The sequence below is a fragment of the Actinomycetospora lutea genome (genome assembly GCF_028737205.1).
In the GTDB taxonomy this organism is placed as follows: Bacteria; Actinomycetota; Actinomycetes; order Mycobacteriales; family Pseudonocardiaceae; genus Actinomycetospora; species Actinomycetospora lutea.
Genome location: NZ_JAQZAL010000001.1, coordinates 42620 through 67173, shown reverse-complemented (window position 1 = coordinate 67173; position 24554 = coordinate 42620). Strand labels below are relative to the sequence as shown.

Annotated in this window: 25 protein-coding genes; 9 read left to right on the top strand and 16 right to left on the bottom strand. The window is 75.4% G+C overall.

Annotated elements, in window-relative coordinates:
* Positions 1-3 precede the first annotated feature (3 nt).
* The gene (locus PHK61_RS00360; RefSeq protein WP_274278977.1) at positions 4-477 is read right to left on the bottom strand and encodes a MarR family winged helix-turn-helix transcriptional regulator; all 474 of its coding nucleotides are present in this window, start codon (positions 475-477) and stop codon (positions 4-6) included.
* A 47-nt stretch (positions 478-524) separates the two neighbouring features.
* Between PHK61_RS00360 and PHK61_RS00355 the strand changes: the two genes are divergently transcribed.
* The 4 genes from PHK61_RS00355 (at position 525) to PHK61_RS00340 (ending at position 2716) form a co-directional block, all read left to right on the top strand.
* Complete coding sequence (locus PHK61_RS00355; RefSeq protein WP_274278976.1) at positions 525-872, top strand: hypothetical protein; 348 nt, start codon at positions 525-527, stop codon at positions 870-872.
* A gap of 29 nt (positions 873-901) precedes the next feature.
* Positions 902-1327: a peptide-methionine (R)-S-oxide reductase MsrB gene (msrB, locus tag PHK61_RS00350; RefSeq protein ID WP_274278975.1), complete on the top strand. Its 426-nt coding sequence runs from the start codon at positions 902-904 to the stop codon at positions 1325-1327.
* A 56-nt stretch (positions 1328-1383) separates the two neighbouring features.
* Complete coding sequence (locus tag PHK61_RS00345; protein WP_274278974.1) at positions 1384-2124, top strand: class I SAM-dependent methyltransferase; 741 nt, start codon at positions 1384-1386, stop codon at positions 2122-2124.
* Positions 2125-2293: 169 nt separating this feature from the next.
* Entirely contained in the window at positions 2294-2716 is a 423-nt protein-coding gene (locus PHK61_RS00340; protein WP_274278973.1) for a PH domain-containing protein, read from the top strand.
* A gap of 17 nt (positions 2717-2733) precedes the next feature.
* On the opposite strand, the gene PHK61_RS00335 is transcribed toward PHK61_RS00340, so the two are convergent.
* The 5 genes from PHK61_RS00335 to hemE all read right to left on the bottom strand — a co-directional run bounded on the left by PHK61_RS00335 (position 2734) and on the right by hemE (position 7803).
* Complete coding sequence (locus PHK61_RS00335; protein WP_274278972.1) at positions 2734-3048, bottom strand: hypothetical protein; 315 nt, start codon at positions 3046-3048, stop codon at positions 2734-2736.
* 93 nt (positions 3049-3141) lie between these two features.
* Positions 3142-3834, bottom strand: coding sequence for a hydrogen peroxide-dependent heme synthase (gene hemQ, locus PHK61_RS00330; protein ID WP_274278971.1), 693 nt, complete (start codon positions 3832-3834; stop codon positions 3142-3144).
* Between the two features lie 56 nt (positions 3835-3890).
* Positions 3891-5255, bottom strand: a complete 1365-nt coding sequence (locus PHK61_RS00325) for a DUF2252 domain-containing protein (RefSeq protein WP_274278970.1) — start codon at positions 5253-5255, stop codon at positions 3891-3893.
* A gap of 35 nt (positions 5256-5290) precedes the next feature.
* Positions 5291-6736, bottom strand: a complete 1446-nt coding sequence (gene hemG, locus PHK61_RS00320; protein ID WP_274278969.1) for a protoporphyrinogen oxidase — start codon at positions 6734-6736, stop codon at positions 5291-5293.
* Positions 6733-7803 carry a uroporphyrinogen decarboxylase gene (hemE, locus tag PHK61_RS00315; protein WP_274278968.1) on the bottom strand — a complete coding sequence of 357 codons (1071 nt, stop codon included), beginning with the start codon at positions 7801-7803 and terminating at the stop codon, positions 6733-6735. The genes hemG and hemE overlap by 4 nt, the downstream gene beginning before the upstream one ends.
* Before the next feature lie 225 nt (positions 7804-8028).
* Here hemE and PHK61_RS00310 point away from each other — a divergent pair, with 225 nt between their 5' ends.
* The 3 genes from PHK61_RS00310 (at position 8029) to PHK61_RS00300 (ending at position 11316) form a co-directional block, all read left to right on the top strand.
* Positions 8029-8634 carry a DUF3000 domain-containing protein gene (locus tag PHK61_RS00310; protein WP_274278967.1) on the top strand — a complete coding sequence of 202 codons (606 nt, stop codon included), beginning with the start codon at positions 8029-8031 and terminating at the stop codon, positions 8632-8634.
* Between the two features lie 436 nt (positions 8635-9070).
* Positions 9071-9787 carry a response regulator gene (locus tag PHK61_RS00305; RefSeq protein ID WP_378014962.1) on the top strand — a complete coding sequence of 239 codons (717 nt, stop codon included), beginning with the start codon at positions 9071-9073 and terminating at the stop codon, positions 9785-9787.
* 191 nt (positions 9788-9978) lie between these two features.
* The gene (locus tag PHK61_RS00300) at positions 9979-11316 is read left to right on the top strand and encodes an HRDC domain-containing protein (protein ID WP_420791327.1); all 1338 of its coding nucleotides are present in this window, start codon (positions 9979-9981) and stop codon (positions 11314-11316) included.
* Here the strand turns inward: PHK61_RS00300 and PHK61_RS00295 are convergent.
* From PHK61_RS00295 to PHK61_RS00260, 8 genes are all read right to left on the bottom strand, one after another.
* Complete coding sequence (locus tag PHK61_RS00295; RefSeq protein ID WP_274278966.1) at positions 11304-12440, bottom strand: sensor histidine kinase; 1137 nt, start codon at positions 12438-12440, stop codon at positions 11304-11306. The two genes, PHK61_RS00300 and PHK61_RS00295, sit on opposite strands and share 13 nt — an antisense overlap.
* A 57-nt stretch (positions 12441-12497) precedes the next feature.
* Positions 12498-13169, bottom strand: a complete 672-nt coding sequence (locus PHK61_RS00290; RefSeq protein WP_274278965.1) for a response regulator transcription factor — start codon at positions 13167-13169, stop codon at positions 12498-12500.
* 52 nt (positions 13170-13221) lie between these two features.
* On the bottom strand, positions 13222-15210 hold the full coding sequence (gene dxs / locus PHK61_RS00285) for a 1-deoxy-D-xylulose-5-phosphate synthase (protein WP_274278964.1): 1989 nt from the start codon (positions 15208-15210) through the stop codon (positions 13222-13224).
* Positions 15211-15293: 83 nt separating this feature from the next.
* A complete protein-coding gene (locus PHK61_RS00280) occupies positions 15294-15881 on the bottom strand; it encodes a class I SAM-dependent methyltransferase (RefSeq protein ID WP_274278963.1) in 588 nt (195 codons plus the stop codon).
* A gap of 44 nt (positions 15882-15925) precedes the next feature.
* A complete protein-coding gene (locus PHK61_RS00275; protein WP_274278962.1) occupies positions 15926-17251 on the bottom strand; it encodes a M20 metallopeptidase family protein in 1326 nt (441 codons plus the stop codon).
* A complete protein-coding gene (locus tag PHK61_RS00270) occupies positions 17248-18429 on the bottom strand; it encodes an amidohydrolase family protein (RefSeq protein WP_274278961.1) in 1182 nt (393 codons plus the stop codon). Before PHK61_RS00270 ends, PHK61_RS00275 begins: the two co-directional genes overlap by 4 nt.
* Positions 18430-18485: 56 nt before the next feature.
* A complete protein-coding gene (locus PHK61_RS00265; RefSeq protein WP_274278960.1) occupies positions 18486-19712 on the bottom strand; it encodes a class I SAM-dependent RNA methyltransferase in 1227 nt (408 codons plus the stop codon).
* Positions 19713-19750: 38 nt separating this feature from the next.
* Positions 19751-21847, bottom strand: a complete 2097-nt coding sequence (locus PHK61_RS00260; protein WP_274278959.1) for an APC family permease — start codon at positions 21845-21847, stop codon at positions 19751-19753.
* A 120-nt stretch (positions 21848-21967) separates the two neighbouring features.
* Between PHK61_RS00260 and PHK61_RS00255 the strand changes: the two genes are divergently transcribed.
* Both PHK61_RS00255 and PHK61_RS00250 read left to right on the top strand, forming a co-directional pair.
* Positions 21968-22633: a potassium channel family protein gene (locus PHK61_RS00255; protein WP_274278958.1), complete on the top strand. Its 666-nt coding sequence runs from the start codon at positions 21968-21970 to the stop codon at positions 22631-22633.
* A 2-nt stretch (positions 22634-22635) separates the two neighbouring features.
* Positions 22636-23304, top strand: a complete 669-nt coding sequence (locus tag PHK61_RS00250; RefSeq protein WP_274278957.1) for a potassium channel family protein — start codon at positions 22636-22638, stop codon at positions 23302-23304.
* A 2-nt stretch (positions 23305-23306) separates the two neighbouring features.
* Here PHK61_RS00250 and PHK61_RS00245 read toward each other — a convergent pair whose 3' ends face one another.
* Both PHK61_RS00245 and PHK61_RS00240 read right to left on the bottom strand, forming a co-directional pair.
* Positions 23307-23945, bottom strand: a complete 639-nt coding sequence (locus tag PHK61_RS00245; RefSeq protein WP_274278956.1) for a DUF3159 domain-containing protein — start codon at positions 23943-23945, stop codon at positions 23307-23309.
* 222 nt (positions 23946-24167) lie between these two features.
* On the bottom strand, positions 24168-24545 hold the full coding sequence (locus PHK61_RS00240; RefSeq protein ID WP_274278955.1) for an OB-fold nucleic acid binding domain-containing protein: 378 nt from the start codon (positions 24543-24545) through the stop codon (positions 24168-24170).
* Between the last annotated feature and the right edge of the window lie 9 nt (positions 24546-24554).

The window sequence follows — 24554 nt, the reverse complement described above, 5'->3', positions numbered from 1 at the left end:
GGTCTACTCGTCCCCGCCGGTGACGCCGGTCTCGTCGGCGGTGCGCAGCCGGTCGGCGAGCGCCTGGAGCTCGCCGCGCAGACGGTCGATGTCGTCGGTGTCCATGCCCGTCTCGGCCGCCACGCGGCGCTGGATCTCCAGCACCGGCTCGCGCAGGGCGTCGCCGTCGGGGGTGCAGGTGACCTCGACGGTGCGCTCGTCCTCGGGACGGCGGCGCCGGGCGACGCGGCCGCGCTCCTCGAGGCGCTGCAGCAGCGGCGAGAGGGTGCCGCTGTCGAGGTGCAGCTCGCGGCAGAGCCGGCCCATGGTGGTCGGCCCGTTCTCCCACAGGACCAGCAGCACGACGTACTGGCTGTACGTCAGGCCGAGGGGGGCGAGCCCGCGGCGGAAGGACGCCGCGATCGCGCGGGAGGCGTCGTGCAGCGCGAAGCAGAGCTGTGCGTCGAGCTTCGTGGGCGCCGAGGTCTCCGTGCTCATGCGACCAGGGTAGGCCCGACGGGAAGTGGTGCGGGTACCGTGGGGCGATGAGTGCGTCGAAAGGCCCAGGTGGGGGCGTTTCCGGGACATCGGGGACGGGGCCGGGCGAGCCCGCGGGCCCGCCCGGGCGGTTCGCCGACGATCTCGTCGGTCTGGACCCGGATGATCCCGAGGCGCGCGCCTTCGCCGCCCATCTCGACCGGATGGAGCACGTCGGACCGGCGGCGTTCACCGTGGAGGGGCAGCTCGCCGGGGTCCGGGACTTCGCCGACTCGGCCAACCGCGCGGACGGCACCCGTCGTCTCGCGGCGATCGTCCTCGTCGCGCTGGTGCTCCTCGGCACCGGTTTCGTGATCTTCGAAGTGCTCGAGGTGGTCTTCGGCACGGCCCTCTAGAGGCGTGCCTGCCGTATTAGCCTGGATGCATGAGCAGTGACGCCTCGATCGGCACCCCGAAGGTCAGCAAGTCCGACGCGGAGTGGCGCGAGCAGCTCACGCCCGAGGAGTACCAGGTGCTGCGCCGGGCGGGGACCGAGCGCCCCTTCACCGGCGAGTACGACGAGGTCTTCACCGAGGGCGTGTACTCCTGCCGTGCCTGCGGCGCCGAGCTCTTCCGTTCCGAGACCAAGTTCGCCTCGCACTGCGGGTGGCCGTCGTTCTACGCGCCGTCCGCCGACGACAACGTGATCCTGCGCGAGGACAGCTCGATGGGCATGACGCGCGTCGAGGTCCTGTGCGCGACCTGCCACTCGCACCTCGGCCACGTCTTCAGCGGCGAGGGCTACGGCACGCCCACCGACCAGCGCTACTGCATGAACTCGGTGAGCCTGCGCCTGGAGCCCACGGCCTGACCCGTCCTCCCCCGGGGGCCGTTCGTCCACCGGCGGATCGTTACGCTGCCCGGCCGATGACTGCCGCGCTCACGTCCCGCGACCGTCCCCGCCGGGTGATGCGGGCCCTCGCCCGCCACCTCGCCCCGGTCCAGCCCCGCCGGCTGCTCGTGGCGGCGGGCCGGAAGCTCTCGCCCCGCCAGCTGACGGGGCTGCGCACCGCGCTCGGCGCCCTGGAGCAGGGCAGCTGGATCGGCGGCCTGGAGGCGCACGTCCCCAACCGCGGCGACCGGTTCGCGGTGTTCGGCGAGATCGTGGAGCGCCTGCGCTCGCCGCGGCCGCTCTACCTCGAGTTCGGGGTGCACGAGGGCCGGACCCTGCGCTGGTGGAGCGAGCACCTCGCCGCGCCCGGCGCCCGCATGATCGGCTTCGACAGCTTCGACGGCCTGCCCGACGACTGGCACGCCGACGCCCCGGCCGGCAGCTTCGCGACCGGGCGGGTGCCGCGGATCGACGACCCGCGGGTCGAGATCGTGGCCGGGTGGTTCTCCGACACGCTGCCGGGGCGCGAGCTGCCGCCGCACGACGAGCTGGTCGTCAACGTCGACTGCGACCTCTACTCGAGCACCCGCGAGGTCCTCGACTGGCTCGAGGGCCACCTGCGGCCCGGCACCCTGGTCTACTTCGACGACCTGTTCGACCACGACGCCGAGCTGCGGGCGGTCTGGGAGTGGGTCGACGCGCACCCCGAGACGGTGCGGCCGCTGTCGATGGCGCGCTGGGGCCAGCACCTCCTGCTCGAGTACCGCCGCCCCTGACCTTGCTCCGAACGGCCCAGTCGACGGGCCCGCGGCGAGGTTTTCGGCACCGACACCGGTGTCCGACGCCACCGAGGGCGGGCACGGACGGGCAGGATCACTACCGTCGGGAGACGGCCACCCCGCCTCGCGGCCCGCCCCGCAGGTTGCAGAGAGGACGATGCCGTCGATGGGCCACCCGCTCCGACCCGGAAACACCCAGGACCACCACCCACGCCGCCCGCACCCGCTCTCGGCCCGGCTGCCGCGCTTCGACGAGACGGTCCAGTACGACGTCATCCGCGACTGCCTCATGCCCGAGGAGCAGATCGACGGCGTCTACTCCAGCGAGAGCGCCGGCATCGCGCTGTGCGGCATCACCAACCGGCGCGTGATCCTGCTCGACACCGCGTTCCCCGGCGGCCGCGCCGCGCTGATCACCGCGCCCTACAGCCGGATCACGACGGTCTCGTACGTCTCCTCGGAGGACGAGCCGATCTTCTCCCGCACCGTGGCGATCCAGGTCGGGCGGACGTTCTACGAGGTCACGTGCCGCGGCGAGGAACAGGCCGCGGAGATCCACGACCTCATCACCTGGCACCTCATCGACTGAGCCCCACCGGCTGGGCCTCACCGGCTGAGGGCGAGCACCCCACCGGCCGGGGCGACGAGCTCCTCGACGCCCAGGGCCGCGATGCCCCGCTCGCGCGCGACGCGCACGACGAGGTCGGTCAGGTACGGCCAGGTGCACACGACGGCGTCGACGTCGCGGCCCACGAGCTCGCCCACCCGGGCGGCCACGCGGGTGGCGATGTCGGGACCGGGGCGCAGGAGCGTGCGGTCGACCAGGTGGACGTCGACGACGCCCGGCGCGTGGTCGGCGAGCAGGCGACGCGCCTCCCGGACGTGCTCGGCCGCCACGTGCAGGAAGCCGACGGTCGCCACACACGGAATATGTCACGTCGCGTTGCGTGAGGCGACAACTTGATCGATGTACGGCTCGTCCGGTACGCCGGACGGCACCTGTTCCGGTCGGCGTTACGGCAACGAGGTGACGAGCTGCTCCGGGGAGACGCGCGGGCCGGTGAAGAAGGGCACCTCCTCGCGCACGTGCCGCCGGGCCTCGGTGGCCCGCAGGTCGCGCATGAGGTCGACGATGCGGTCGAGCTGGTCGGACTCGAAGGCGAGGATCCACTCGTAGTCGCCGAGTGCGAAGGCCGGCACGGTGTTGGCGCGCACGTCGGCGTAGCCGCGGGCCGCCTTGCCGTGGTCGGCGAGCATGGTGCGCCGCTCCTCGTCGGGCAGCAGGTACCAGTCCAGCGAGCGGACGAACGGGTAGAGGCACAGGTAGCCCTTGGGCTCCTCCCCCGCGATGAACGCCGGCAGGTGGCTCTTGTTGAACTCGGCGGGCCGGTGCAGCGCCGTCGACGACCACACCGGGGTGGACGCGCGCCCCAGCGCGGTGCGCCGCAGCGCGGTGTAGGTGGCCTGCAGCGACTCGATGTCCGGCGCGTGGGTCCAGACCATCCAGTCGGCGTCGGCGCGCATGCCGGCGAGGTCGTAGAGCCCGCGGGTGACCACACCCTTGCCCTCGGCCTGGTCGAGCACGCCCGCGACCTCCTCGCCGAGGGCCGCGCGGTCCTCGGGCAGGCGCGCCGGGTCGGTGCGGAACACCGACCACATGGCGTAGCGGATCGTCGAGTTCAGCTCGTCGTAGTTCAGCCTGGCCACGTGTCCCATCCTGCCAGCGGCGGGAGACGAAGCGGAGCGAGAGCTCGACCCGTCGACTAGAGCGATTCCTCCGTGCTCGAGACGCCCGGCACACGGTCGGCGCGGAAGGCCTCGACGAAGCGGCGGTGGTCGTCGCGCACCACGCCGGCGTAGCCCCGGCCGAAGGCGACGAGGTCCTCGACGAACGCGTCCTCCCGGTCGCCGACCACGGCCAGGATCGCGTCCTCGACCTGCGCCGTGACCAGGCCCTGATCGGCGTCGGCGTCGGAGACGCAGTGCGCCCGCGCGGTGGCCCGCCCGAGGTGGTGCAGGACGTCGCGCAGCTCCCGGGGCTCGGTGAGGTCGTCCCAGTCGAGGTCGTTCTCGTACGGCGAGAGCTCGCTGACGACGTAGCCCACGCCGCGCATCTCGGTCCAGCCGAGCAACCGGTCGGCGTGCGCCTGCAGCGCCCGGCGCGACAGGGCGGTGCGGTGCCCGTGGTGGTGGAACGAGGCCGCGATCTCGGGGTCGTCGACCACGCGGCTCGGCGCGGCGCGCACGGCCTGCTTCATCGACAGGACGATGTCGTTGTCGAGCGCCTCGGTCGGCCCCTCGATGAGCACGTTGTAGGCGGGCAGGCCCGCGCTGCCGATGCCGAAGCCGCTGCGCCCGACGACGTCGTGCACGGCGTACGCCGGCCCGGGCCAGCGCTTCGCGGGCGGGATCGTGTCGAGATAGGCCTCGTAGGCGGCGACGACCTCGGCGCACTCGTCGTCGTCGAGGCGGCGCACGCCCGGCCCGGCGCGGAACACCCGGTCCTCGCCCTCGATCTCGGTCAGCCCGTCGAGCAGGGCCCGCCGGCTGCTCTCCCGCGAGCGCTGCAGGGCGTGGTGGATCGGGCCGTCGGTGGTGCGGCGGGTCAGCGCGAACTCCTGCTCGCCCGAGCCGCCGGAGAACGAGCGCACGGCGCCGAGGTAGGCCCGCAGGTAGGCGGCGTTCAGCGCGTCGATGTCCGCGTCGGAGAACGCCTTCGACCAGCCGAGCAGGGCGACGCTCGCGACCAGGCGCCGCAGGTCCCACGTCCACGGCGCCACGTAGGCCTCGTCGAAGTCGTTGACGTCGAAGACGAGCACGCCGTCGCCGTCGAGGTAGGTGCCGAAGTTCTCGGCGTGCAGGTCGCCCTGGATCCAGACCCGCCGCGTGCGCTCGTCGACCCACGGGTCGTCGAGGCGGGCGACGTCGGCGTAGTACAGCGGCGCGCTGCCGCGATAGAACGCGAACGGCTCGGCGGCCATCTTGCGGAACTTGTTGCGGAACGCCGCGGGCGCCGACGTCATCAGGTCGGCGAACGCCTCCGCGAGCGTGTCGACGACGACGCGGGTGCGTTCCTCGTCGTCGTGGGCCCCGAGCGCGGTGACGAGGTCGGGGGCGAGGTCGGTCATGGGCGCAGTGTGCCCTGGTCACGCCGGGCCTCCGCTCAGGGCCGGTGCGCCGCCGCCGCGAGGTGGTCGGCGACGCGGCGGGCCGCGGCGTCGGCGGTGGCCAGGCAGGCCGGGATGCCGACCCCGTGCAGCGTCGCCCCGGCGACCGCGAGCCCGGGCAGGGCGGCCACCCCGCCCTCGAGGGCGGCGACGCGGTCGAGATGCCCGACGCCGTACTGGGGCAGCCCGCCGGGCCAGCGCACGACCGCGCTCTCGACGGGGACCTCCTCGATACCGGTGAGCGCGGCGAGGTCGCTGCGGGCCGCGCTGACCAGGTCGTCGTCGTCACGGCGCAGCGCGGCGAGCGAGCCCGCGTCGCCGTGGCGGCCGATCGAGAGCCGGAGCACCGCGGTGGCGTCTGGGTCTCGACGGGACGCGGGGCCGGGCGCGAGGTGGGGCCACTTCTCGGAGCTGAAGGTGGCCGCCTTGATCGTCCAGGGCAGGCCGTCGGGGCGCCGCTCCCCCGCCCCGACGAGCACGCCGGAGCGTCCGGCGAGCGGGGCCGCCGCGGCGGCGGGCAGGGCGAGGACGACGAGCGCGGTGGACGCCAGCTCGATCTCCCCGGCGGCCCGGGCGGCGCCGGGCGCGTGGTCGGCGAGCAGGCGGCGCAGGCCCGGGGCGGGCACGGCGAGCACCACCGCGTCGGCGTCGATCGGGGCGGCATCGGCGATGGTGGCGCGCCAGCCCGTGGGGGTGCGCTCGAGGCCGGTGACCGTGCGGCCCAGGCGCAGGTCGGCGCGGGCGGCGAGCGCGAGGGTGGCGGGCAGGTCGGCGAGACCGCCGCGCAGGGTCCCGAACACCGGGCTCGGCGCCGCCCCCTCGACCGGCGCGGCGGGCAGGCAGGAGCGGGCGGCGGCGAGCAGCGAGCGCGGGTCGGCGTCGAGCGCGGCGGCCAGCGCGGGCACGGTGGCGCGCAGGCCCAGCCCGTCGGCGCGCCCGGCGTAGACGCCGCCGAGCAGGGGGTCGACGAGCCGGTCGGCGACCTCGTCGCCCAGCCGTTCCCGCACCAGTGCGCCCACCGCGACGTCCCCGCCCGGTTCCCAGGCCCCCGGGCGGTCCTCGCGCAGCGCGGCGAGCCCGGCCGGCGACAGCGCGGGCGCGGCGACGTCGGGGTCGCCGGGCACCCCCATCACCGTGCGCGGGGGCAGCGCCACCCCGCGCCCGCCGACCTGCAGCGACGACGCCGCCCGGCCGGGGTGCACGAGATCGCCGCCCAGGCCGAGCTCGGCGATGCGCCCGACGGCCTCGGGGCGCCGCGCCAGGAACGCCTCGGCGCCGACGTCGACCCGGCGGCCGCCGATCTCGAGGGCGGAGAGCTTGCCGCCGAGCGCGCGGGCGGCCTCCACGACGACGACGTCCGCGTCGGGCCCGAGCAGCGTGCGCAGGCGGTGGGCCGCGGCGAGCCCGGACACCCCGCCGCCGACGACGAGGACGCGGGTCACGCCGGGTCGACCCCGTGCACGAGGTCGACCACCCGCGCCAGCGCGTCGGGATCGGTCTCGGGCAGGACGCCGTGGCCGAGGTTGAACACGTGGCCCGGGGCGGCCGCTCCCTCGGCGAGGATCCGCCGGACCTCGCGCTCGACGACGTCCGGGCCGGCGAAGAGCAGCGCGGGGTCGAGGTTGCCCTGCAGGGCCGTACCGGGCGGGACCCGCCCGGCGGCGACGTCGAGCGGCACCCGCCAGTCGACCCCGACGACGTCGGCGCCCGCCTCGCCCATCGCGCCGAGCAGCTCGCCGGTGCCGACCCCGAAGTGGATGCGCGGCACGCCGGCGTCGGCGAGGCCGGCCAGCACCCGCGCCGAGTGCGGCATGACCAGCTCGCGGTAGTCGCGCTCGGAGAGCGCCCCGGCCCAGGAGTCGAAGAGCTGCACGGCGTCGACGCCGGCGGCGATCTGGGCGCGCAGGAAGGTCAGCGTGGTGTCGGCCAGCGCGGAGCACAGCGCGTGCCAGGTGTCGGGCTCGGCGTGCATCAGCGCCTTGGTGCGCTCGTGGTTGCGGCTCGGGCCCCCCTCGACGAGGTACGAGGCGAGCGTGAAGGGCGCGCCGGCGAACCCGATGAGCGGGGTGTCGCCGAGCTCGCGGACGAGCAGGCGGACCGCCTCGGCGACCGGGGCGACACCGTCGGCGTCGAGCGCCGGCAGGGCCGCGACGTCGGCGGCCGAGCGCACCGGGCGCTCCACGACGGGCCCGGTACCGGTGACGATGTCGACCCCGACCCCGGCGGCCTTCAGCGGCACCACGATGTCCGAGAAGAGGATCGCCGCGTCGACCCCGTAGCGCCGCACCGGCTGCAGCGTGATCTCGCAGGCGAGGTCCGGGGTCAGGCAGGCCTCGAGCATCGCGGTGCCCTGGCGGACCTTCCGGTACTCGGGCAGCGAGCGCCCGGCCTGGCGCATGAACCAGACGGGGTGGCGCGCGGGCCGCTCGCCCCGCGCGGCGGCCAGGAAGGGCGACCTGGGGAGGTCACGACGGTGCTGATCGATGCCCACGGTCCCTGCCCTGCTCATGATGGGTCCATCCTCCCACGGCCCCCGCGGCGGCGCCGTGATCGGAGCGAGGGACGCCCCGGATGCGTGGTGACCGGAGCGAGGGACCCCTTGAGTGCGTGGGACGCAGCGAGGGACGCCCTCGCCCGCACCGGCCCCCGCACCCCGCCCCCGCGCCCGCGCCCGACCGGGGTGCCCCGGCGTGGGAGGTACACGTCGGAACCCGTTCGGCCTACTGTCATCGAGGTGACGGCGCCCACCACCCACCCCGAGACGTTCCGGCGCGCGGTGGACTCCCTCGGCGAGCTGCAGACGCGCGCGGAGATCGAGCTGCGCACGATGCGCCCGCCGCAGCGCCTGGCGCCGTACTCGGCGGCGTGGAGCGCCGAGGTGCTGGCGACGCCCCTGCCGCCCGGCACGGGCGAGGTCGACGACGCCGAGGTCGTGGTCACGGGGCGCCTGGTGCTCCTGCACGACCCGGACGGCCAGGACGCCTGGGACGGCACGTTGCGCGTGGTGTCGTTCGTACGCGCCGAGCTCGACCCGGAGCACGCGGGCGACCCGATGCTGCCCGAGGTCGCGTGGTCGTGGCTCACCGGCGCGCTCGACGACTCGGGCGCGGCGTGGACGGCGCTGGGCGGCACGGTGACCCAGACGGCCTCGGTCCGCTTCGGCGACATCAGCGGGCCGACCCACGCGAACGACCTCGAGCTGCGCGCGTCGTGGACACCCACCGAAGAGATCCTGACGGCTCACGGTGACGCGTTCGCGGCCGTCCTGGCCATCGCGGCGGGACTTCCGCCGGAGGGCGTCACGACGCTCGGTGCTCGTCGCGCCGGCCGTTCCGGCTGACATTCTCCCGGTACCACCGGTATCGCTGTCGGAATTACTTTCGCACTTTCGCAGGTCATCCCTCGCTCTCAGGGGGATGCACAGGGTCACGTCCGATCAGCCCGCTGCCACTGCGACCGTCACGCGGAGGCGTTGGGGCGTTGGTTGCAGCGACCCTGGAGCGGTCGGCGCTACTCGGCACTCTCCGTAGCCGCAGTTACACCGAGTGTCACTGCGAGACGATTTCGAGGAGTCTGTCCACTCCAAAGGGTGACCGCGACCGCGTAACGCAGGAAACTCCACCGAGCGAAGTTGGCCCTGATGCTCTCGTTAACTCGCCCGGGGGGATATCTTCTCTCGCACGCACTTCCTCGTCCGATCGGCGGCGCGGTCGATGGTTCGGGGGCCCGGTGCGTGAATGTCGGGGGGCAAGACCGACTTCTAGGAGGTACTCGACGTGGCAACCGTGGGCCCAGGCATGGCCCTTCGCGGCGTCGCGAGCGGACTGCTGCCGCCGGCCATGGTCCCGCATCCGCGGGAAGAGATGTTCAGCGTGCTGGTGGTCGACGACCACCCGCTGTTGCGTGAAGCGATCGCGCAGCGGCTCTCCTCGATGGGCGCGGGCACCGTCCACGAGGCGGCCTCGATCTCCGAGGCCCGGACGCGAGCCCTGGCCTCCGGGCCGTGCGATCTCGCGATCCTCGACCTCGGACTGCCGGACGGCAGCGGCCTGGACCTGATCGCGGAGCTCCGCGCCCAGGGCTGGAACCGCGTCGTCGTGCTGGCGGCCTCCGACGACCCGTCGGCGGTCCGTGCGGCGTTCCAGGCGGGCGCCCAGGCGTACCTGCTCAAGTCGGCGTCGCCCGGTGTGGTCACCGACGGCGTGCGCCGGGTCCTCGAGGGCGGCCTCTACGCCGACCCGTCCGTCGCTCCCCTGCTCGCGGCGGGTACGCGCGTGCCGGCGACCGACAACACCCCGCGGGAGCTCTCGGCCCGCGAGGTCGAGGTGCTGCAGCTGGTCGCCGACGGGCGCTCCAACAAGGAGATCGGCGACGCGCTGAGCCTCTCGGCGCTGACGGTGAAGAGCCACCTCTCGCGGATCGGGCGCAAGCTCGGCACGGGCGACCGTGCGCAGATGGTCGCGCTGGCCATGCGGGCCGGCGTCATCCGCTGAGCGGGAGGGCACGCAGGTCGACCACCGCCGCTGCGGGGCGGTCGGCCTCGGTCGTGCGGTCCACGGACCCCGCCGGTGACGCCGGTGGGGTCCGTGACCCGACCACGGACCGTGGATCGGTGCGCGACACGCCCGCGAGTTCGCCCGGATCTCGCGCGGAGGCGGGCGACGCGCGGCAGACTGCCTCCTTCGTGACGGCAGACACGGACCCCGCGCGGCGCGGGCAGGACGACACGCCGGGCGACCCCGCCGACGACCCCGCCGACGACGCCGCCGTCGTCGACCTGCTCGAGCCGGCGGAGGGCGTACCGCCACTCGTCGCGGACCGCGCCGCGCTCTCGGACGCCGCCGCTGCGCTGGACTCGGGTCACGGTCCGGTCGCGGTCGACGCCGAGCGGGCGTCGGGGTACCGCTACTCCGCCCGCGCCTACCTGGTGCAGCTGCGCCGCGAGGGCGCGGGCACCTTCCTCGTCGACCCCATCGCCTGCGGCGGCGACCTCGGCGTGCTCGACGAGGCCCTGCGCGGCGTCGAGTGGGTGCTGCACGCCGCCTCCCAGGACCTGGCGTGCCTCGCCGAGGTCGGCATGCGCCCGGACTCCCTGTTCGACACCGAGCTCGCCGGGCGCCTCGTCGGCTACCCACGCGTCGGGCTCGGCCCGCTCACCGAGCACCTGCTGGGCGTGCGGCTGCAGAAGGGCCACGGCGCCGCCGACTGGTCGCGCCGTCCCCTGCCCGACGACTGGCTGACCTACGCCGCCCTCGACGTCGAGCTGCTCGTGCCGCTGCGCGAGGCGGTGGCCGCCGACCTCGAGCGCCAGGGCAAGACCACCTGGGCGCAGCAGGAGTTCGAGGCCGTGCGCCTCGCCCCTCCCCCGCCGCCGCGCGCCGAGCCGTGGCGGCGCACCTCCGGCGTGCACAAGATCCGTCGACCCGCCGCGCTGGCGGTGGTGCGCGAGCTGTGGGGGTCGCGCGACGAGCTCGCCGCCACCCGCGACGTCGCCCCGGGCCGGCTCCTGCCCGACGCCGCGATCGTCGACGCCGCCCTGCGCGAGCCCGCCCGCCGCGACGACCTCGTCGCGATGCCGGTGTTCCGGGGCCGCGCGCAGCGCCGCCTCGCGGACCGCTGGTGGTCGGCGATCGAGCGCGCCCGCGCGCTGCCCCGCACGGGGTGGCCGGCCAGCGCCCCGCCGCCCGACGGCCCGCCGCCCGCCCACCGGTGGGGCGACAAGGACCCCGCGGCCGCCGCGCGCCTCGCCGCCGCCCGCGCCGCCCTCGCCGGGCTCTCGGAGCGCACCGGCACCCCGGTGGAGAACCTCGTGACCCCCGACCTCGTGCGCCGCCTCTGCTGGGCGCCGCCGCCGGACGCCGACGCCGACGCCGACGGCGTCGCGGCGGCGCTGGCCGAGCTGGGCGCGCGTCCCTGGCAGGCGGAGCTCGCCGCCCCGCTGCTGGCCGAGGCGTTGCGGGTGCCGGCCCCGGAGGCCGACCCGGACAGCGGGGACCACGGCGGAGACCCTCAGGACTCCTGAGGCGGCAGCAGCACACTGACCCGGAGGCCCCCGCCCTCCACGGGCTCGGCCAGCGCGCGCCCGCCGTGCGCCTGGGCCACGGCCCGCACGATCGACAGGCCCAGCCCGGTGCCGCTGCCGGTGCGCCCGGCGCCGCGGCGGAACGGCTCGAAGAGCTCGGCGACCATCGCGGGCGCGACCACGGGCCCCGACGAGGCCACCGAGAGCACCGCGTGCCCGTTCTCGACGCCGGTGCGCACCGCGAGCCAGCCGCCCTCGACGTTGTGGCGCACGGCGTTCTCGAGCAGGTTGCCGGCCACGCGCCCGAGCAGGGCGGGGTCGCCGGCGACGGCGGCGGCGGCGAGGTCGGTGCGCACGGACAGGCCGCGGTCGCGGGCCTCGGCGCGGACGGCGTCGAGCGCGCCGGGCACGGTGTCGGCGAGGTCGACGGGCTCGGCGGCGACCGACTCGGCGGCCTCGGTGCGGGCGAGCAGCAGCAGGCCCGCGACGAGGTCCTCGGCGCGGCGGGTGGCGTCGCGGATCACCTCGCCCATGCGCCGCAGCTCGGTGACGTCCGCGTCGGGGTCGGCGAGCGTCACGTCGACCTCGGTGCGCAGGACGGCCAGCGGCGTGCGCAGCTCGTGGCTGGCGTTGGCCACGAAGCGGCGCTGGGCGTCGAACGCCGCCTGCAGCCGGTCGAGCATGGCGTCGAAGGTCGCGGCCAGCTCGGCGACCTCGTCGCGGGGGCCGGTGACCCCGATGCGCGCGTCGAGGGACTCCGCCGACAGCCGCCGCGCGGTGGCCGTGACGTCGTGCAGCGGGCGCAGGACGCGCCGCACGAGCACCCAGGACACGATCGCGGCCGCGACGACGACCATCGCGAACGCCACCGACCCGAGCCGCAGCACCTCGGTGCGCGCCGACTTCGTCAGCGCGTCGGCGAGCTGCCCGGCCGGCACGCGCACGCCGTCGACGATCACCGGGGTGTCGGGCGGGAGCTGCGGGACGCCGGCGGCGACCTCACCGACCAGCACCCAGCCGAGCCAGACCAGCAGCACGGCGACCAGGGCGACCAGCCCGGTGGCCAGGAGCGTCAGCCGGACGCGCAGCCCCGGGCCGCGGCGCAGGGCGGGCGATCCGGTCACGCCGGTGACGCTACGGGGCGGCCCGCAGCACCCCGTGAAGGGCGGCGGACCCGGGGATCAGACCGTGGCGGGGGTCCCCGCCGGCACCCGGTAGCCCGAGCCCACGACCGTGTCGATGATGCCGGGCTCGCCGAGCTTCTTGCGCAGCGTCATGACGGTGACGCGCACGGTGGTGGTGAACGGGTCGGCGTTCTCGTCCCAGACGCGCTCGAGCAGCTCCTCGGAGCTGACCACGGCGCCGCCCGCGGCCATGAGCACCTCGAGCACCCCGAACTCCTTGCGGGTGAGCTCGAGCGTGGTCTCGCGGCGGGTGACCGTGCGCTTGGCGGGGTCGAGCACGACGTCGCCGGCGCGCAGCACCGGCGGCACGGCCGGGGTGGCCCGGCGGCCCAGGGCGCGCACGCGGGCGACCAGCTCGGGGAAGTCGAAGGGCTTGGGCAGGTAGTCGTCCGCCCCGAGGGCGAGGCCCTCGACCTTGTCGCGCAGCGTGCCGCTCGCCGTGAGCATGATGACGCGGGTGACCCCGCCGACGATCTCGGCGCACAGGTCGTCGCCCGAGCGCCCCGGCAGGTCGCGGTCGAGCACGACGACGTCGTAGCGCGTCACGCCGACCTTCTCGCTGCCCTCGTCGCCGTCGTACGCGACGTCGACGGCCATCCCCTCGCGTCGCAGCCCTCGCGCCAGGGCGTCGGCCAGGGCCTGCTCGTCCTCCACGATCAGTACTCGCACGCCCTCCACGGTGCCACAGCTCACCTGAGGGTTGGCTGAGGAGAAGCCCAGGTCAGCGTGCGAGATCCGCGTCCGGGACGGTGAGCGCGTCGCGCCCCGAGACCCACTCGGTGACGCGGCGGGCGACGTCGGCGTCGGTGAGCCCGGCGGCCGCCAGGACCTGCCCGCGCGAGGCGTGTGCGAGGAACTCCTGGTCGAGGCCGAGGCGCCGTACGGGGACGTCCACGTCGGCCGCGGAGAGCACCTCGGCGAGCGCCGAGCCCACGCCGCCGTGGCGTCCGCCGTCCTCGATGGTGACCACGAGACGGTGCTCGCCGGCCAGGGTCGCGAGCGCCTCGGGCACCGGCTGCACCCAGCGCGGGTCGACGACGGTGACGCCGATCCCCTGGGCGGTCAGGCGCTCGGCGGCCTGCACCCCGAGCTCGCCGAAGCCGCCGACGCACACGAGCAGGACGTCCGGGACGTCGGGCAGCGCCGCCTCGCCGAGCCGCTCGACGGCGGTGGGGCGCGGGGCGGCGCGCGAGGGGCGCTGGGGCTCGGCGAGGACGTCGACGCGCCCGGGCCCGCTCGCCGGTCCGAGCGTGCGGACCGCGGGCACCGAGGCGGGGACCGCGCCCTTCGACCAGCGCAGCGCCGTGGGGCCGTCGTCGATGCCGACGGCCTCGCGCAGCTCCTCGCGCAGCGTCACCGCGTCGCGCGGGGCGGCCACCCGCAGGCCCGGCACGATCCCGAGGATCGACAGGTCCCACATGCCGTTGTGGCTCGCGCCGTCGCTGCCGGTGACCCCGGCGCGGTCGAGCGCGATCGTCACCGGCGCCCGGTGCAGCGCGACGTCCATGAGCAGCTGGTCGAACGCGCGGTTGAGGAACGTCGAGTAGATCGCGACGACGGGGTGCAGCCCGCCCGCGGCGAGCCCGGCCGCGGAGGTCATCGCGTGCTGCTCGGCGATGCCGACGTCGAAGAGCCGCTCGGGGTAGGCCTGGCCGAACGCCGAGAGCCCGGTCGGGCCGGGCATCGCCGCGGTGATCGCCACGATGTCGGAGCGCTCCCGGCCCAGCTCGAGCATCGACTCGGTGAACACCGTGGTCCAGTCGCGGGCGCTCGGGCCCACCGGCAGCCCGGTCTGCGGGTCGAGCACGCCGGTGGAGTGCATGAGGTCGGCCTCGTCGGCCTCGGCGGGGGCGAACCCGCGGCCCTTGGCGGTGACCGCGTGCACCACGACCGGCCCGCCGAAGTCGCGGGCGACCCCGAGGGCGTGCTCCAGGGCCTCGACGTCGTGGCCGTCGACCGGGCCGAGGTACTTCAGCCCGAGGTCGGCGAACAGCGGCTGCGGGCTCAGCGCGTCCTTGACCCCGGCCTTGGCCGCGTGCAGCGCCGAGTAGAGCGTCGAGCCCACGACGGGCACGCGCTGCACCGCGCGCTTGCCGTGCTCGAGCACCTGCTCGTAGCGAGGCAGCAGGCGCAGCGCGGTGAGCTTGCGCGAGAGCCCGCCGATCGTCGGCGAGTAGGAGCGCCCGTTGTCGTTGACGACGATGACGACCGGCCGGTCCGGGGCGGCGGCGATGTTGTTCAGCGCCTCCCAGCACATCCCGCCGGTGAGCGCGCCGTCGCCGACGATCGCCACCACGGAGCGGTCGCGCCCGGTCAGCGCGTCGGCCTTGGCCAGCCCGTCCGCCCACGACAGGGCCGTCGAGGCGTGGGAGTTCTCGACGAGGTCGTGCTCGCTCTCCGCGCGGCTCGGGTAGCCCGACAGGCCCCCGCCCTGGCGCAGGCCGTCGAAGTCGCCGGAGCGCCCGGTGAGGATCTTGTGGACGTAGCTCTGGTGGCCCGTGTCGAAGATCAGCGCGTCGCGCGGCGAGTCGAACACCCGGTGCAGCGCCAGGGTCAGCTCGACCACGCCCAGGTTCGGGCCCAGGTGACCGCCCGTGCGGCACACCTTGTCCACCAGGAACGCTCGGATCTCCGCGGCGAGGGCCACGACCTCGTCCGCGTCGAGCCCCCGCAGATCCGCAGGGGTGCGGACACGGTCCAGCAACGTCACGGGTCACCTCGACTGGCGAAATCGGTCAAGACGGTTCGGCACGCCAGTCTACGGACGCGGGCAGGAGCCGCAGTCCGCGCGCGTCACCGGATGCGCGGCCGGCGCGCCACGTAGACGACGGCCGGCGGGATGTTCGCCAGCACCGTGCGCGTCACGACGACCTCCTCGAAGTTGGCCTCGAGGTTGCGCTGCACCTTCCGCGCGTCCGGGAAGAACCGGATCCAGGCGTGCGCGAGCTGCGTCACGGCACCGTTCGGGGCGGCCAGCCGGGCCAGCGGCTCGAAGATGGTCCGGCCCCGGCGCGGGGCGGTGGCGAGCCACGGCAGGCCCGAGACGGTGAGGTCGGAGCGCACGCCCTCGGCGAGGAGCCGGTCGACCACCGCGCGGGCGTCGTCGCAGATCACCTCGACCTTCGGGTGGCGCTCGGCCAGGACCGCGGCCAGGCGCGGGTTGAACTCGACGGCGATGTGGCGTCCCCGGCCGCCGAGACGCTCCTGGATCACGTCGGTGACCTGGCCGGTGCCGGCGCCCAGGTCGAGGACCACCGGGTCGCCGGTCTCGGGCAGCGGCGCGGCGGCCTGGCGGCAGAGCGGGGGGAGGCTGGGGAACAGGGCGGCGACGTTGAGCGGGTCGCGCAGGAACTCGCGGGCGAACGCCTGGATCTCGGTCACGACTCGTACTCCGTGGGGATCTCTGCGGGGCGGGGAGGCGGGGACTACCCGTTCGGGGCGGCCGCCGTCACCGGGTCCGCGGAGGGCGCCAGCGCGGCGCCCGCCGCGATCACGGCGGCGAGCAGGGCCCGGGCGACCTCGCCGACCATGGCGTCGTCCGGCGAGAACTCCGGGTGGTGCAGCCCCGGGCCGGCGCCGGGTGTGGTCCCGGCGGCGGCGGTGCCGACGAACAGCATCAGCGACGGCAGGACCTCACCGTAGTGGGAGAAGTCATCGGCGCCGCAGGACCGGAAGGTGGTGTCGAGCACGAGACCGTCCGTCCCCGGTTCACCGCTCCCGTCGACCGCGTCGGTCGCCCCGCGCGACCCCAGCGCCCGCGCGACGGAGAGGGCCAGCGCCTCGTCGTTGACGACGGCCGGCTCGTTGGGCACCACCGTGAGCGTCGCCGAGCAGCCGTAGGCCCGCGCGGTGCTCTCGACGACCTCGCGCAGCGCCGCGAGCAGCTCGTCGCGCGACGCGTCCAGCGCCCGGACGGTGCCGCGCGCGGTGGCGGTCTCCGGGACGATGTTGGGCGCCGACCCGGCCTCCATCTGCCCGAGCGTGATCACGCCCGCGGCCATGGGGTCGACGCGGCGGGAGACGATGTGGTGCACGCCGGCGACGATCTGGGCCAGCGCCAGCACGGGGTCGCGCGTGCGGTGCGGGTAGCCGCCGTGCCCGCCGCGGCCGTGCACCTCGATCTCGATCTCGTCCGCCGAGGCGTTCACCGGCCCGCCGCGCACCGAGACCGTGCCGCGGGGCAGCTCGGGCTGGACGTGCACGCCGAGCACCGCGCCGACCTCGTGGGCGGCGAACCGCGGGTCGGCGGCCACGTCGGAGGCCCCCGAGGGCGCCTTCTCCTCGCGGGGCTGGAACACCGCGAGCAGCGGGGCGGGCCCGTGGTGCTCCGGCCCGACGCGCGCCATCGCCCGCGCGACCGCGACCAGCGCGGCGACGTGCACGTCGTGGCCGCAGACGTGCGCCGCGGGCCCGGTGGCGCTGTACGGCAGGCCCGTGCGCTCGACCACGGGCAGGGCGTCGAGCTCGGCGCGCACCGCGACCGCGGGCCGCCCGGCCCCCGGCGGCGGGCCGAGGCGCAGCATCGCGCCGGTGTCGGCGACCAGCTCGGGCGTGTCCGGGGCCACGTCGGCGAGCGCGGCGAGCACCAGGTCGCGACTGTCGGCCTCGTCACCCGAGAGCCGCGGGTCGCGGTGCAGGGCGTGGCGCAGCGCGACCGCGTCGTCCAGCTCGGCCTCGAGGGCGGCCCGCAGCGCGGGGTCGATGCGGGGCGGGTCGGCGGGGACGGGACCCCCGGAACCGGGACGGGTCACACCGGCATCCGCCCGTAGACGCGGCGTGCGTTGTCGGTCCCGATCATGGTGGCCACCCGTTCGGCGTCGGCGGGCGCGAGCTCGTCGGTCGCGCAGAGGTGCTCCAGCAGACCACCCAGCGCCGACCGGAAGCGCAGCGCCCCCAGCAGGTGCAGCTCGGGGAGCCCGAAGGCGTCCGAGGAGTAGAGCACCTTGCCGTAGGGCGCCAGCTCCAGCAGCTCGGCGATGACCGTCGCCGCGCGCGGGCCGACGTAGGGCACGGCGAGGCCCACGTCGACGTGCACCACCGAGAACACCTGCGCGAGCCACGCCGCCTCGCGGTGGTACGGGTAGCAGTGCAGCAGCATCAGGGGCACGCCCAGCGGCTCGACGAGGCGCGCCAGCCCCACGAGCAGCGCCGGGTTCGAGCGGTGCAGGTCCTCGTCGGCGTCGCCGAAACCGGTGTGCAGCTGCAGCGGCAGCCCGGTGTCGATGCCGGCCCACAGCCCGTGGCGCAGCAGCACCGGGTCGCGCAGCGGCTCGCCGGTGGCCGCGCGGCGGCGCAGCCACCCGTCGGCGGCCTTCTGCACCTCGTCGGGCTCCGGGCGGGTCGGGTCGACGTCGAGCCCGGCGCGGTAGGCGAGCACGCTCTTGCAGGCCACGGGCACCGGGCGGCGCCCGTCGGTGGTGCGCACGGTCACGGCCTCGACCAGCGCGTCGCCGTAGTCGGCGGCGGCCACGCCGGCGTCCGCGACGTCCTCCGCGACGGCCTCCAGGCGCACGATCTCCCCCACCGACGCGCCGGCCGCGGCACCGAGCAGCGGCGGGGGCAGCAGGTCGTCCGGGGCGAGCCCGTGGTCGACGAGCACCGCGCCCACCCCGGCGCCGCCGAGGAAGCGCCGCGTGACCTCGTCGGGGCCGAGCTCGGCGCGCCGCGCGAGGTAGTCGTCGGGCGCCGTGTGGGCGGGCAGGTCGAGCGCGGGCGCGCACCAGCGGCGCACCGAGAAGCCCAGCGCGGAGTCGAAGCTGCTCGTGCCCGGGGCCGGGCCGGCGCCCTCGGTGAGCAGGGCCTCGAAACCGGGGCGGTCGAGCGGCCCGGCGACGACGCTGTGGCAGTGGTGGTCGACGAGCCGGACGCCGTCGAGGAAGCTCACGGGTCCGGCCGGCACCAGTCCTGCGCTGACCAGGCTGCCGCTCACCGGTGATCCCCTCGACCATCGCCCCGACGCTGCCGTGTTCTTCGTACCGGAGCCGGTCACGGCGCGAGGAGGGTTGCGACACATTCGACGTGGTGGGTCATCGGGAAGGCGTCGAAGGCGCGCAGCGCCCCGAGCCGGTGGCCGTGCTCGGCGAGCGCGGCGACGTCGCGGGCGAGCGCCGCGGGATCGCAGGCCACGAGCACGATCCGCGCGGCGCCGTGCTGCGCGAGCGCGCCGGCGAGACCGCGGCCGAGACCCTTGCGCGGCGGGTCGGCAACGATCACGTCGGGCGGCCCGGGCAGACCGCCCCGATGGGTCGAGCTCCGCTGCGCTCCGTCTCCCGCGAGCACCTTCTCCACCCGCCCGCGCACCACCTGCACCGCGGGCAGGTCGGCCAGGCACTCCGCGGCCGCCGCGGCGGCCGCCGGGTCGTTCTCGACGAGCACCACCCGGCCCCCGGCGCCCACGCGCTGCGCCAGCGGGGCGGCGATGAGGCCGGCGCCGCCGTAGAGGTCCCAGGCGCAGGCGCCCGGCGCGAGTTCCCCGACGCCCTCGAGCACCGCGTCGACGACGGCGTCGGCGGCGTGCGGGTGCACCTGCCAGAACGCCTCCGGGGGCAGCGCCCAGTCGCGGCCCGCGGCCCGCTCGTGGGCGGTGCCGCTGCCCAGCTCGGGGTGCCGGGCGCCCTCGAACAGCTCGGCGGCGTGCACCTCGCCCGCCGCGTCGCGGACGATCTCGACCTCCGCGGTCGGCGTCCACGCCCGTTCCAGCACCGGCGTCAGCGCGCCCGGCGCGGCGATCGGGCAGTCGCCGACGGGCAGCACCTCGTGGCTGCGGTGGGCGCGCAGGCCCGGGCGCCCGTCGTCGGTGACCGCCATCCGCATCCGCGTGCGCCACTCCAGCGGGCCGCCGGGCAGCTCCTCGACCACCACGTCGCGCTCGACGCCGGCCAGCCGCGCGAGCTGCTCGGCGATCACCGTGGCCTTGAGCGCCCGCTGCGCGGCGGGCGTCGCGTGCTGCCAGTCGCAGCCGCCGCACCCGCCGGGGCCGGCCCAGGCGCACGCGGGCTCGACGCGGTCCGGCGATCCGGTCAGCACCGCCACCGCGTCCGCCCGGCAGAACGAGCCGCCGCCGTCCTCGGTGACCACCGCGCGGACCCGCTCGCCGGGCAGGGCGTGGCGCACGAACACCACCCGCCCCTCGTGGCGCGCGACGCAGTGCCCGCCGTGGGCGACGGCGCCGACGTCGACCTCGAGGAGGCGGTCGGTCCAGTCGATCGGCATCGATGGGTCGAGCTCCGCTTCGCTTCGTCTCCCCGCGGTCATCGCGGCGGCCCCGCCGGCTCGGGCCGCGACTTCCGGGGTGGCGGGGCCGGGGCGGCGTCGGTCGGGGCGGAGGCGGTCGCGCCGGCGCCCGTCGGGGGCTCGTAGCCGCGGCGCGCCGAGCCGGGTGCGCCCGGGGGCCGGCGGGCGGCCGCCCGCTTCGACGACTCCAGCTGCCACGGCACGCTGACGACCATGACGCCGGGCTGGAAGAGCAGCCGGCCCTTGAGGCGCAGCGCGCTCTGGTTGTGCAGCAGCTGCTCCCACCAGCGCCCGAGCACGTACTCGGGGATGAACACGGTGACCACGTCGCGGGGGTTGTCGGTCCGGATCCGCTTGACGTACTGCAGGATCGGCTTGGTGATCTCGCGGTAGGGCGACTCGACGACCTTGAGCGGCACCGGGATGTCCCGCGACTCCCACTCCGCGACGAGCGTGCGGGTGTCGGCGTCGTCGACGTTGACCGTCAGCGCCTCGAGCACGTCGGGCCGGGTCGCGCGGGCGTAGGCGACCGCCCGCAGCGTCGGCATGTGCAGCCGCGAGACCAGCACGATCGCGTGGTTGCGGCTGGGCAGCGTGCTCGTCATGACCGCCGGGGCGGCGATCTCCTCGCTGACCCGGTCGTAGTGCTTGCGGATCGACAGCATCATGAGGAACGCCAGCACCCCGGCGACGATCGCGATCCAGGCGCCGACCACGAACTTCGTCACGAGCACGACGAGCAGCACGGTGCCGGTCATCGCCGTGCCGAAGCCGCTGATCCAGCGGGAGCGCCGCAGCCGCGCCCGCTCCCCCGCGTCGCGCTCGGTGCCCAGCAGGCGCGTCCAGTGCCGGACCATCCCGGACTGGCTCAGCGTGAACGACACGAACACGCCGACCGTGTAGAGCGGGATCAGCGCGGTGACCTCGGCGCCGAAGCCGACGACCAGCACGACCGCGAAGAACGCCAGGAACAGGATCCCGTTCGAGAAGGCCAGCCGGTCGCCGCGCGTGTGCAGCTGGCGGGGCAGGTAGCGGTCCTGGGCGAGGATCGAACCGAGCACCGGGAAGCCGTTGAAGGCCGTGTTGGCGGCCAGCACGAGGATGAGGGCCGTGAAGATCGTCACGGCCCAGAAGCCGGGCGGGAAGCCGTCGAACACCGTGCGGGCGACCTGCGCGATCAGCGTCTCCTGGCGGTAGCCCGGCGGGGCGCCGACGAGCTGCTCGGCCGGCCGCTCGGCCATGACCACGCCCGACGAGCGGGCCAGCGCGATCATCCCGGAGAAGAGGAACACCGAGATCAGCCCGAGCATCGCGAGCGTGGTGGCCGCGTTGCGCGACTTGGGCTTGCGGAAGGCGGGGACGCCGTTGCTGATGGCCTCGACCCCGGTCAGCGCCGCGCAGCCCTGGGTGAACGAGCGCAGCACCAGGAACACCAGGGCGAGCTGGGTGAGGTCGTCCGTGGAGTCGCCCCCGCCCTCGGGCCGCACGCCGAAGCCGGCGCTCGGAGCGACGAGGTCCTGGCCGAGCGCGAGCTGCACCCCGCCCCAGACGATCATCCCGACCATGCAGACGATGAAGCAGTAGGTCGGGATGGCGAAGGTGATCCCCGACTCCCGCACCCCGCGCAGGTTGATGGCGGTGAGCACGAGGATCGCCGCGACGGCGAAGAGCACCTTGTGGTCGCCGACGAACGGCACCAGCGCGCCGAGGTTGTCCGCCGCCGAGGAGACCGAGACCGCGACGGTGAGGGTGTAGTCCACGAGCAGGGCGCTCGCCACGACGAGCCCGGCATAGCGGCCCAGGTTGACCGTGGCGATCTCGTAGTCGCCGCCCCCGGAGGGGTAGGCGTGCACGTTCTGGCGGTAGCTGACGATCACGGTGATCAGCACGACGATCACCGCGGCCCCGACCCACGGGGAGAGGGCGTAGGCGCCCAGCCCCGCCAGGGACAGGGTGATCAGCACCTCCTGCGGGGCGTACGCCACCGACGACAGGGCGTCGGAGGCGAACACCGGCAGGGCGATGCGCTTGCGCAGCAGGGTGCCCTGCAGCGAGTCGCTGCGGAACGGCAGGCCGAGCACGAGGCGCTTGGTCGCCGTGGCGAGCTTGGACACGGAGAGAGCGTAGGCGTGTCCATGGGCCCGGGCGCGTCCCGGTGAGGCGTTTCCGGGCGATACGGTGCGCAGCGCCGACGGGCAGGGTGGGTCGGGGAGCCAGGGAGTCGGGGAGGCGGCGTGCACATCGTCGTGATGGGCTGCGGGCGGGTGGGGTCGTCCCTCGCGCTGGCGCTCGAGCGGCTGGGCCACGACGTGGCCGTGATCGATCGTGACCCGCAGGCGTTCCGGCGCCTCGGCAGCGACTTCCACGGGCAGGAGATCGTGGGCGTCGGCTTCGACCGCGAGACGCTGACCGCCGCGGGCATCCACCGCGCCGAGGCGTTGGCCGCGGTCTCCTCGGGCGACAACTCGAACATCATCGCCGCGCGCGTGGCCCGCGAGACCTTCGGCGTCTCGCACGTCGTCGCCCGCATCTACGACGCCAAGCGCGCCGCGGTCTACGAGCGCCTCGGCATCCCGACCGTCGCGACCGTCCCGTGGACCACCGACCGCCTGCTGCGGATGCTGTTGCCCGACGGGGTGGCCACCGCCTGGCGCGACCCCTCCGGCACCGTCGCGATCATGCAACTGCAGTTCCAGGAGGACTGGTCGGGCCGGCTCGTCACCGAGATCGAGGAGGCCACGGGGAGCCGGGTGGCCTTCATCGTGCGGTTCGGCACCGGCCTGCTGCCCACCGCCGACACCGTCCTGCAGGCCGAGGACGTCGTGTACGCCGCGGCCGTCAGCGGCACGGTCGCCGCCGTCACCGCCGCCGCGGCGGCCTCGCCGGAGAGGGCGGAGTAGGGATGCGCGTGACCGTGGCGGGGGCCGGGGCGGTCGGACGCTCGATCGCCGCCGAGCTCGTCGAGGCCGACCACGAGGTGATGCTCATCGAGCGTGACCTCGCCCATGTCGAGCCCGAGGCCGTGCCGCAGGCCGAGTGGGTGCACGCCGATGCCTGTGAGCTCGCCTCGCTCGAAGAGGCGCGCCTGCAGGGCTGCGACGTCGTCATCGCCGCCACCGGCGACGACAAGGTCAACCTCGTCGTCTCGCTGCTCGCCAAGACCGAGTTCGCGGTGCGCCGCGTCGTCGCCCGGGTCAACGACCCCCGCAACGAGTGGCTCTTCACCGACGCGTGGGGCGTCGACGTCGCCGTGTCCACCCCGCGCATGCTCGCCGCGATGGTCGAGGAGGCGGTGTCGGTCGGCGACCTCGTGCGCCTGCTGACCCTGCGCCAGGGCACCGCGAACCTCGTCGAGGTCACCCTGCCCGCCAACACCCCGCTGGCCGGGCGCGCGGTGCGCGAGGTGCCGCTGCCCCGCGAGGCCGCCCTCGTCGCGATCCTGCGCGGCGGGCGCGTCATCGTGCCCCAGCCGGACGACCCGATCGAACCGGGCGACGAGATGATGTTCGTCGCCGGTGAGGACGTCGAGGAGGAGATCCAGCGCGTCCTCAAGGGCGAGCCGGAGGAGTAGGGCTAGTTCAGGAGCCGGCGGCTGCGCCGGATCGCCCACACCGTCACGGCGGCGGCGATCGCGGCGAGCGGGACGCCCATCGCGATGCGCACCCAGCCGAGCCAGGTGTCGGCGTACACCGAGTCGTAGAGCCAGCGCTGCACCACGAAGCGCGCGCCGAAGACGGCGACCCAGGCCAGCGAGGCGATGTCGTAGCCGCGCAGGACCCGCGGGTCGCGGCGCCAGTCCTGGCCCTCGCCGTTGACGAGGTGCCAGATCACGCCGACCAGCGGGCGCCGGGCGATGACCGAGAGCACGAAGACGCCGCCGTAGACGAGGCTCGTCCAGATCCCGAGCAGGAAGAAGCCCCTGGCCTCGCCGGTGCGCCACGCGATGACCGCGCAGACCGCGACGCCGAGCAGGCCCGAGAGCGCGGGCTGGATCGCGTCGCCGCGCGCGAAGCGCCAGATCGCGACGGCCACCGCGGACCCGACCGCCGCCGCGATCGAGGCGACGAGGTTGCCGAACAGCGCCTGGGCCACGACGAAGACGACGACGGGCACGCCCGAGGCGATGATCCCGGAGACGCCGCCCATCTGGTCCATCAGCGTCGGGTTCTTCCGCGGCGGGGCGTCCTTCCCGCCCGCGTCCTCCTCGACCACGTCGACCTCGGCCGGCGCGGCGGGTTCGAACGACTCCGTCGGCGGGTCGGCGCGGCGCAGGTCGACCGGCCCGGTCGGCGGGTCGACGGGGTCGCCGGTGGAGCGCGTCTCGGGTCGGATGGCGGTCTCCCGGGGGGACGGCGGGCGGGACCCGCGCCGGCCGGCGGCCGGTGGGGCCCACGCTACGACGCCGGCCGGAGGGCGGTCGCCCGGCCCGCGCGCTCAGTGCCCGCGCTGCAGCTCGTAGTAGGGGTTGTAGATCACCTTGCGGCCGTCGCGGATGGCCACGCGCCCGCTCGCCCGCACCGTGCGTCCCGGCTCGATGCCCGGGATGCGGCGGCGGCCCATCCAGACCAGCGTCACGCCGTCGGTGCCGTCGAAGAGCTCCGCCTCGAGGGTGGCGACCGATCCGCGCGGACAGATCTCCACCGAGCGCAGGCGTCCCTTGACGGTGACCGCCTCACCCGTGCTCGAGTCGCACGCCCGGTCGCACCCCGACCGCACGGCCTCGGCGGACAGGTCGTCCGCGTCGAGGTCGCCGACGTCGGAGGTGAGGCGACGGACCATGCGACGCAGGAACCCGGTCTCGGCACTCATCATGTGCTCCCG

What these genes read in the sequence shown, in the direction of transcription:
- PHK61_RS00325 (WP_274278970.1), bottom strand. Translation starts at nt 5,255, where the DNA reads ATGACCGACCTCGCCCCCGACCTCGTCACCGCGCTCGGGGCCCACGAC.
- PHK61_RS00355 (WP_274278976.1), top strand. Translation starts at nt 525, where the DNA reads ATGAGTGCGTCGAAAGGCCCAGGTGGGGGCGTTTCCGGGACATCGGGG.
- PHK61_RS00345 (WP_274278974.1), top strand. Translation starts at nt 1,384, where the DNA reads ATGACTGCCGCGCTCACGTCCCGCGACCGTCCCCGCCGGGTGATGCGG.
- PHK61_RS00250 (WP_274278957.1), top strand. Translation starts at nt 22,636, where the DNA reads ATGCGCGTGACCGTGGCGGGGGCCGGGGCGGTCGGACGCTCGATCGCC.
- PHK61_RS00240 (WP_274278955.1), bottom strand. Translation starts at nt 24,545, where the DNA reads ATGATGAGTGCCGAGACCGGGTTCCTGCGTCGCATGGTCCGTCGCCTC.
- msrB (WP_274278975.1), top strand. Translation starts at nt 902, where the DNA reads ATGAGCAGTGACGCCTCGATCGGCACCCCGAAGGTCAGCAAGTCCGAC.
- PHK61_RS00265 (WP_274278960.1), bottom strand. Translation starts at nt 19,712, where the DNA reads ATGCCGATCGACTGGACCGACCGCCTCCTCGAGGTCGACGTCGGCGCC.
- PHK61_RS00360 (WP_274278977.1), bottom strand. Translation starts at nt 477, where the DNA reads ATGAGCACGGAGACCTCGGCGCCCACGAAGCTCGACGCACAGCTCTGC.
- hemE (WP_274278968.1), bottom strand. Translation starts at nt 7,803, where the DNA reads ATGAGCAGGGCAGGGACCGTGGGCATCGATCAGCACCGTCGTGACCTC.
- PHK61_RS00340 (WP_274278973.1), top strand. Translation starts at nt 2,294, where the DNA reads ATGGGCCACCCGCTCCGACCCGGAAACACCCAGGACCACCACCCACGC.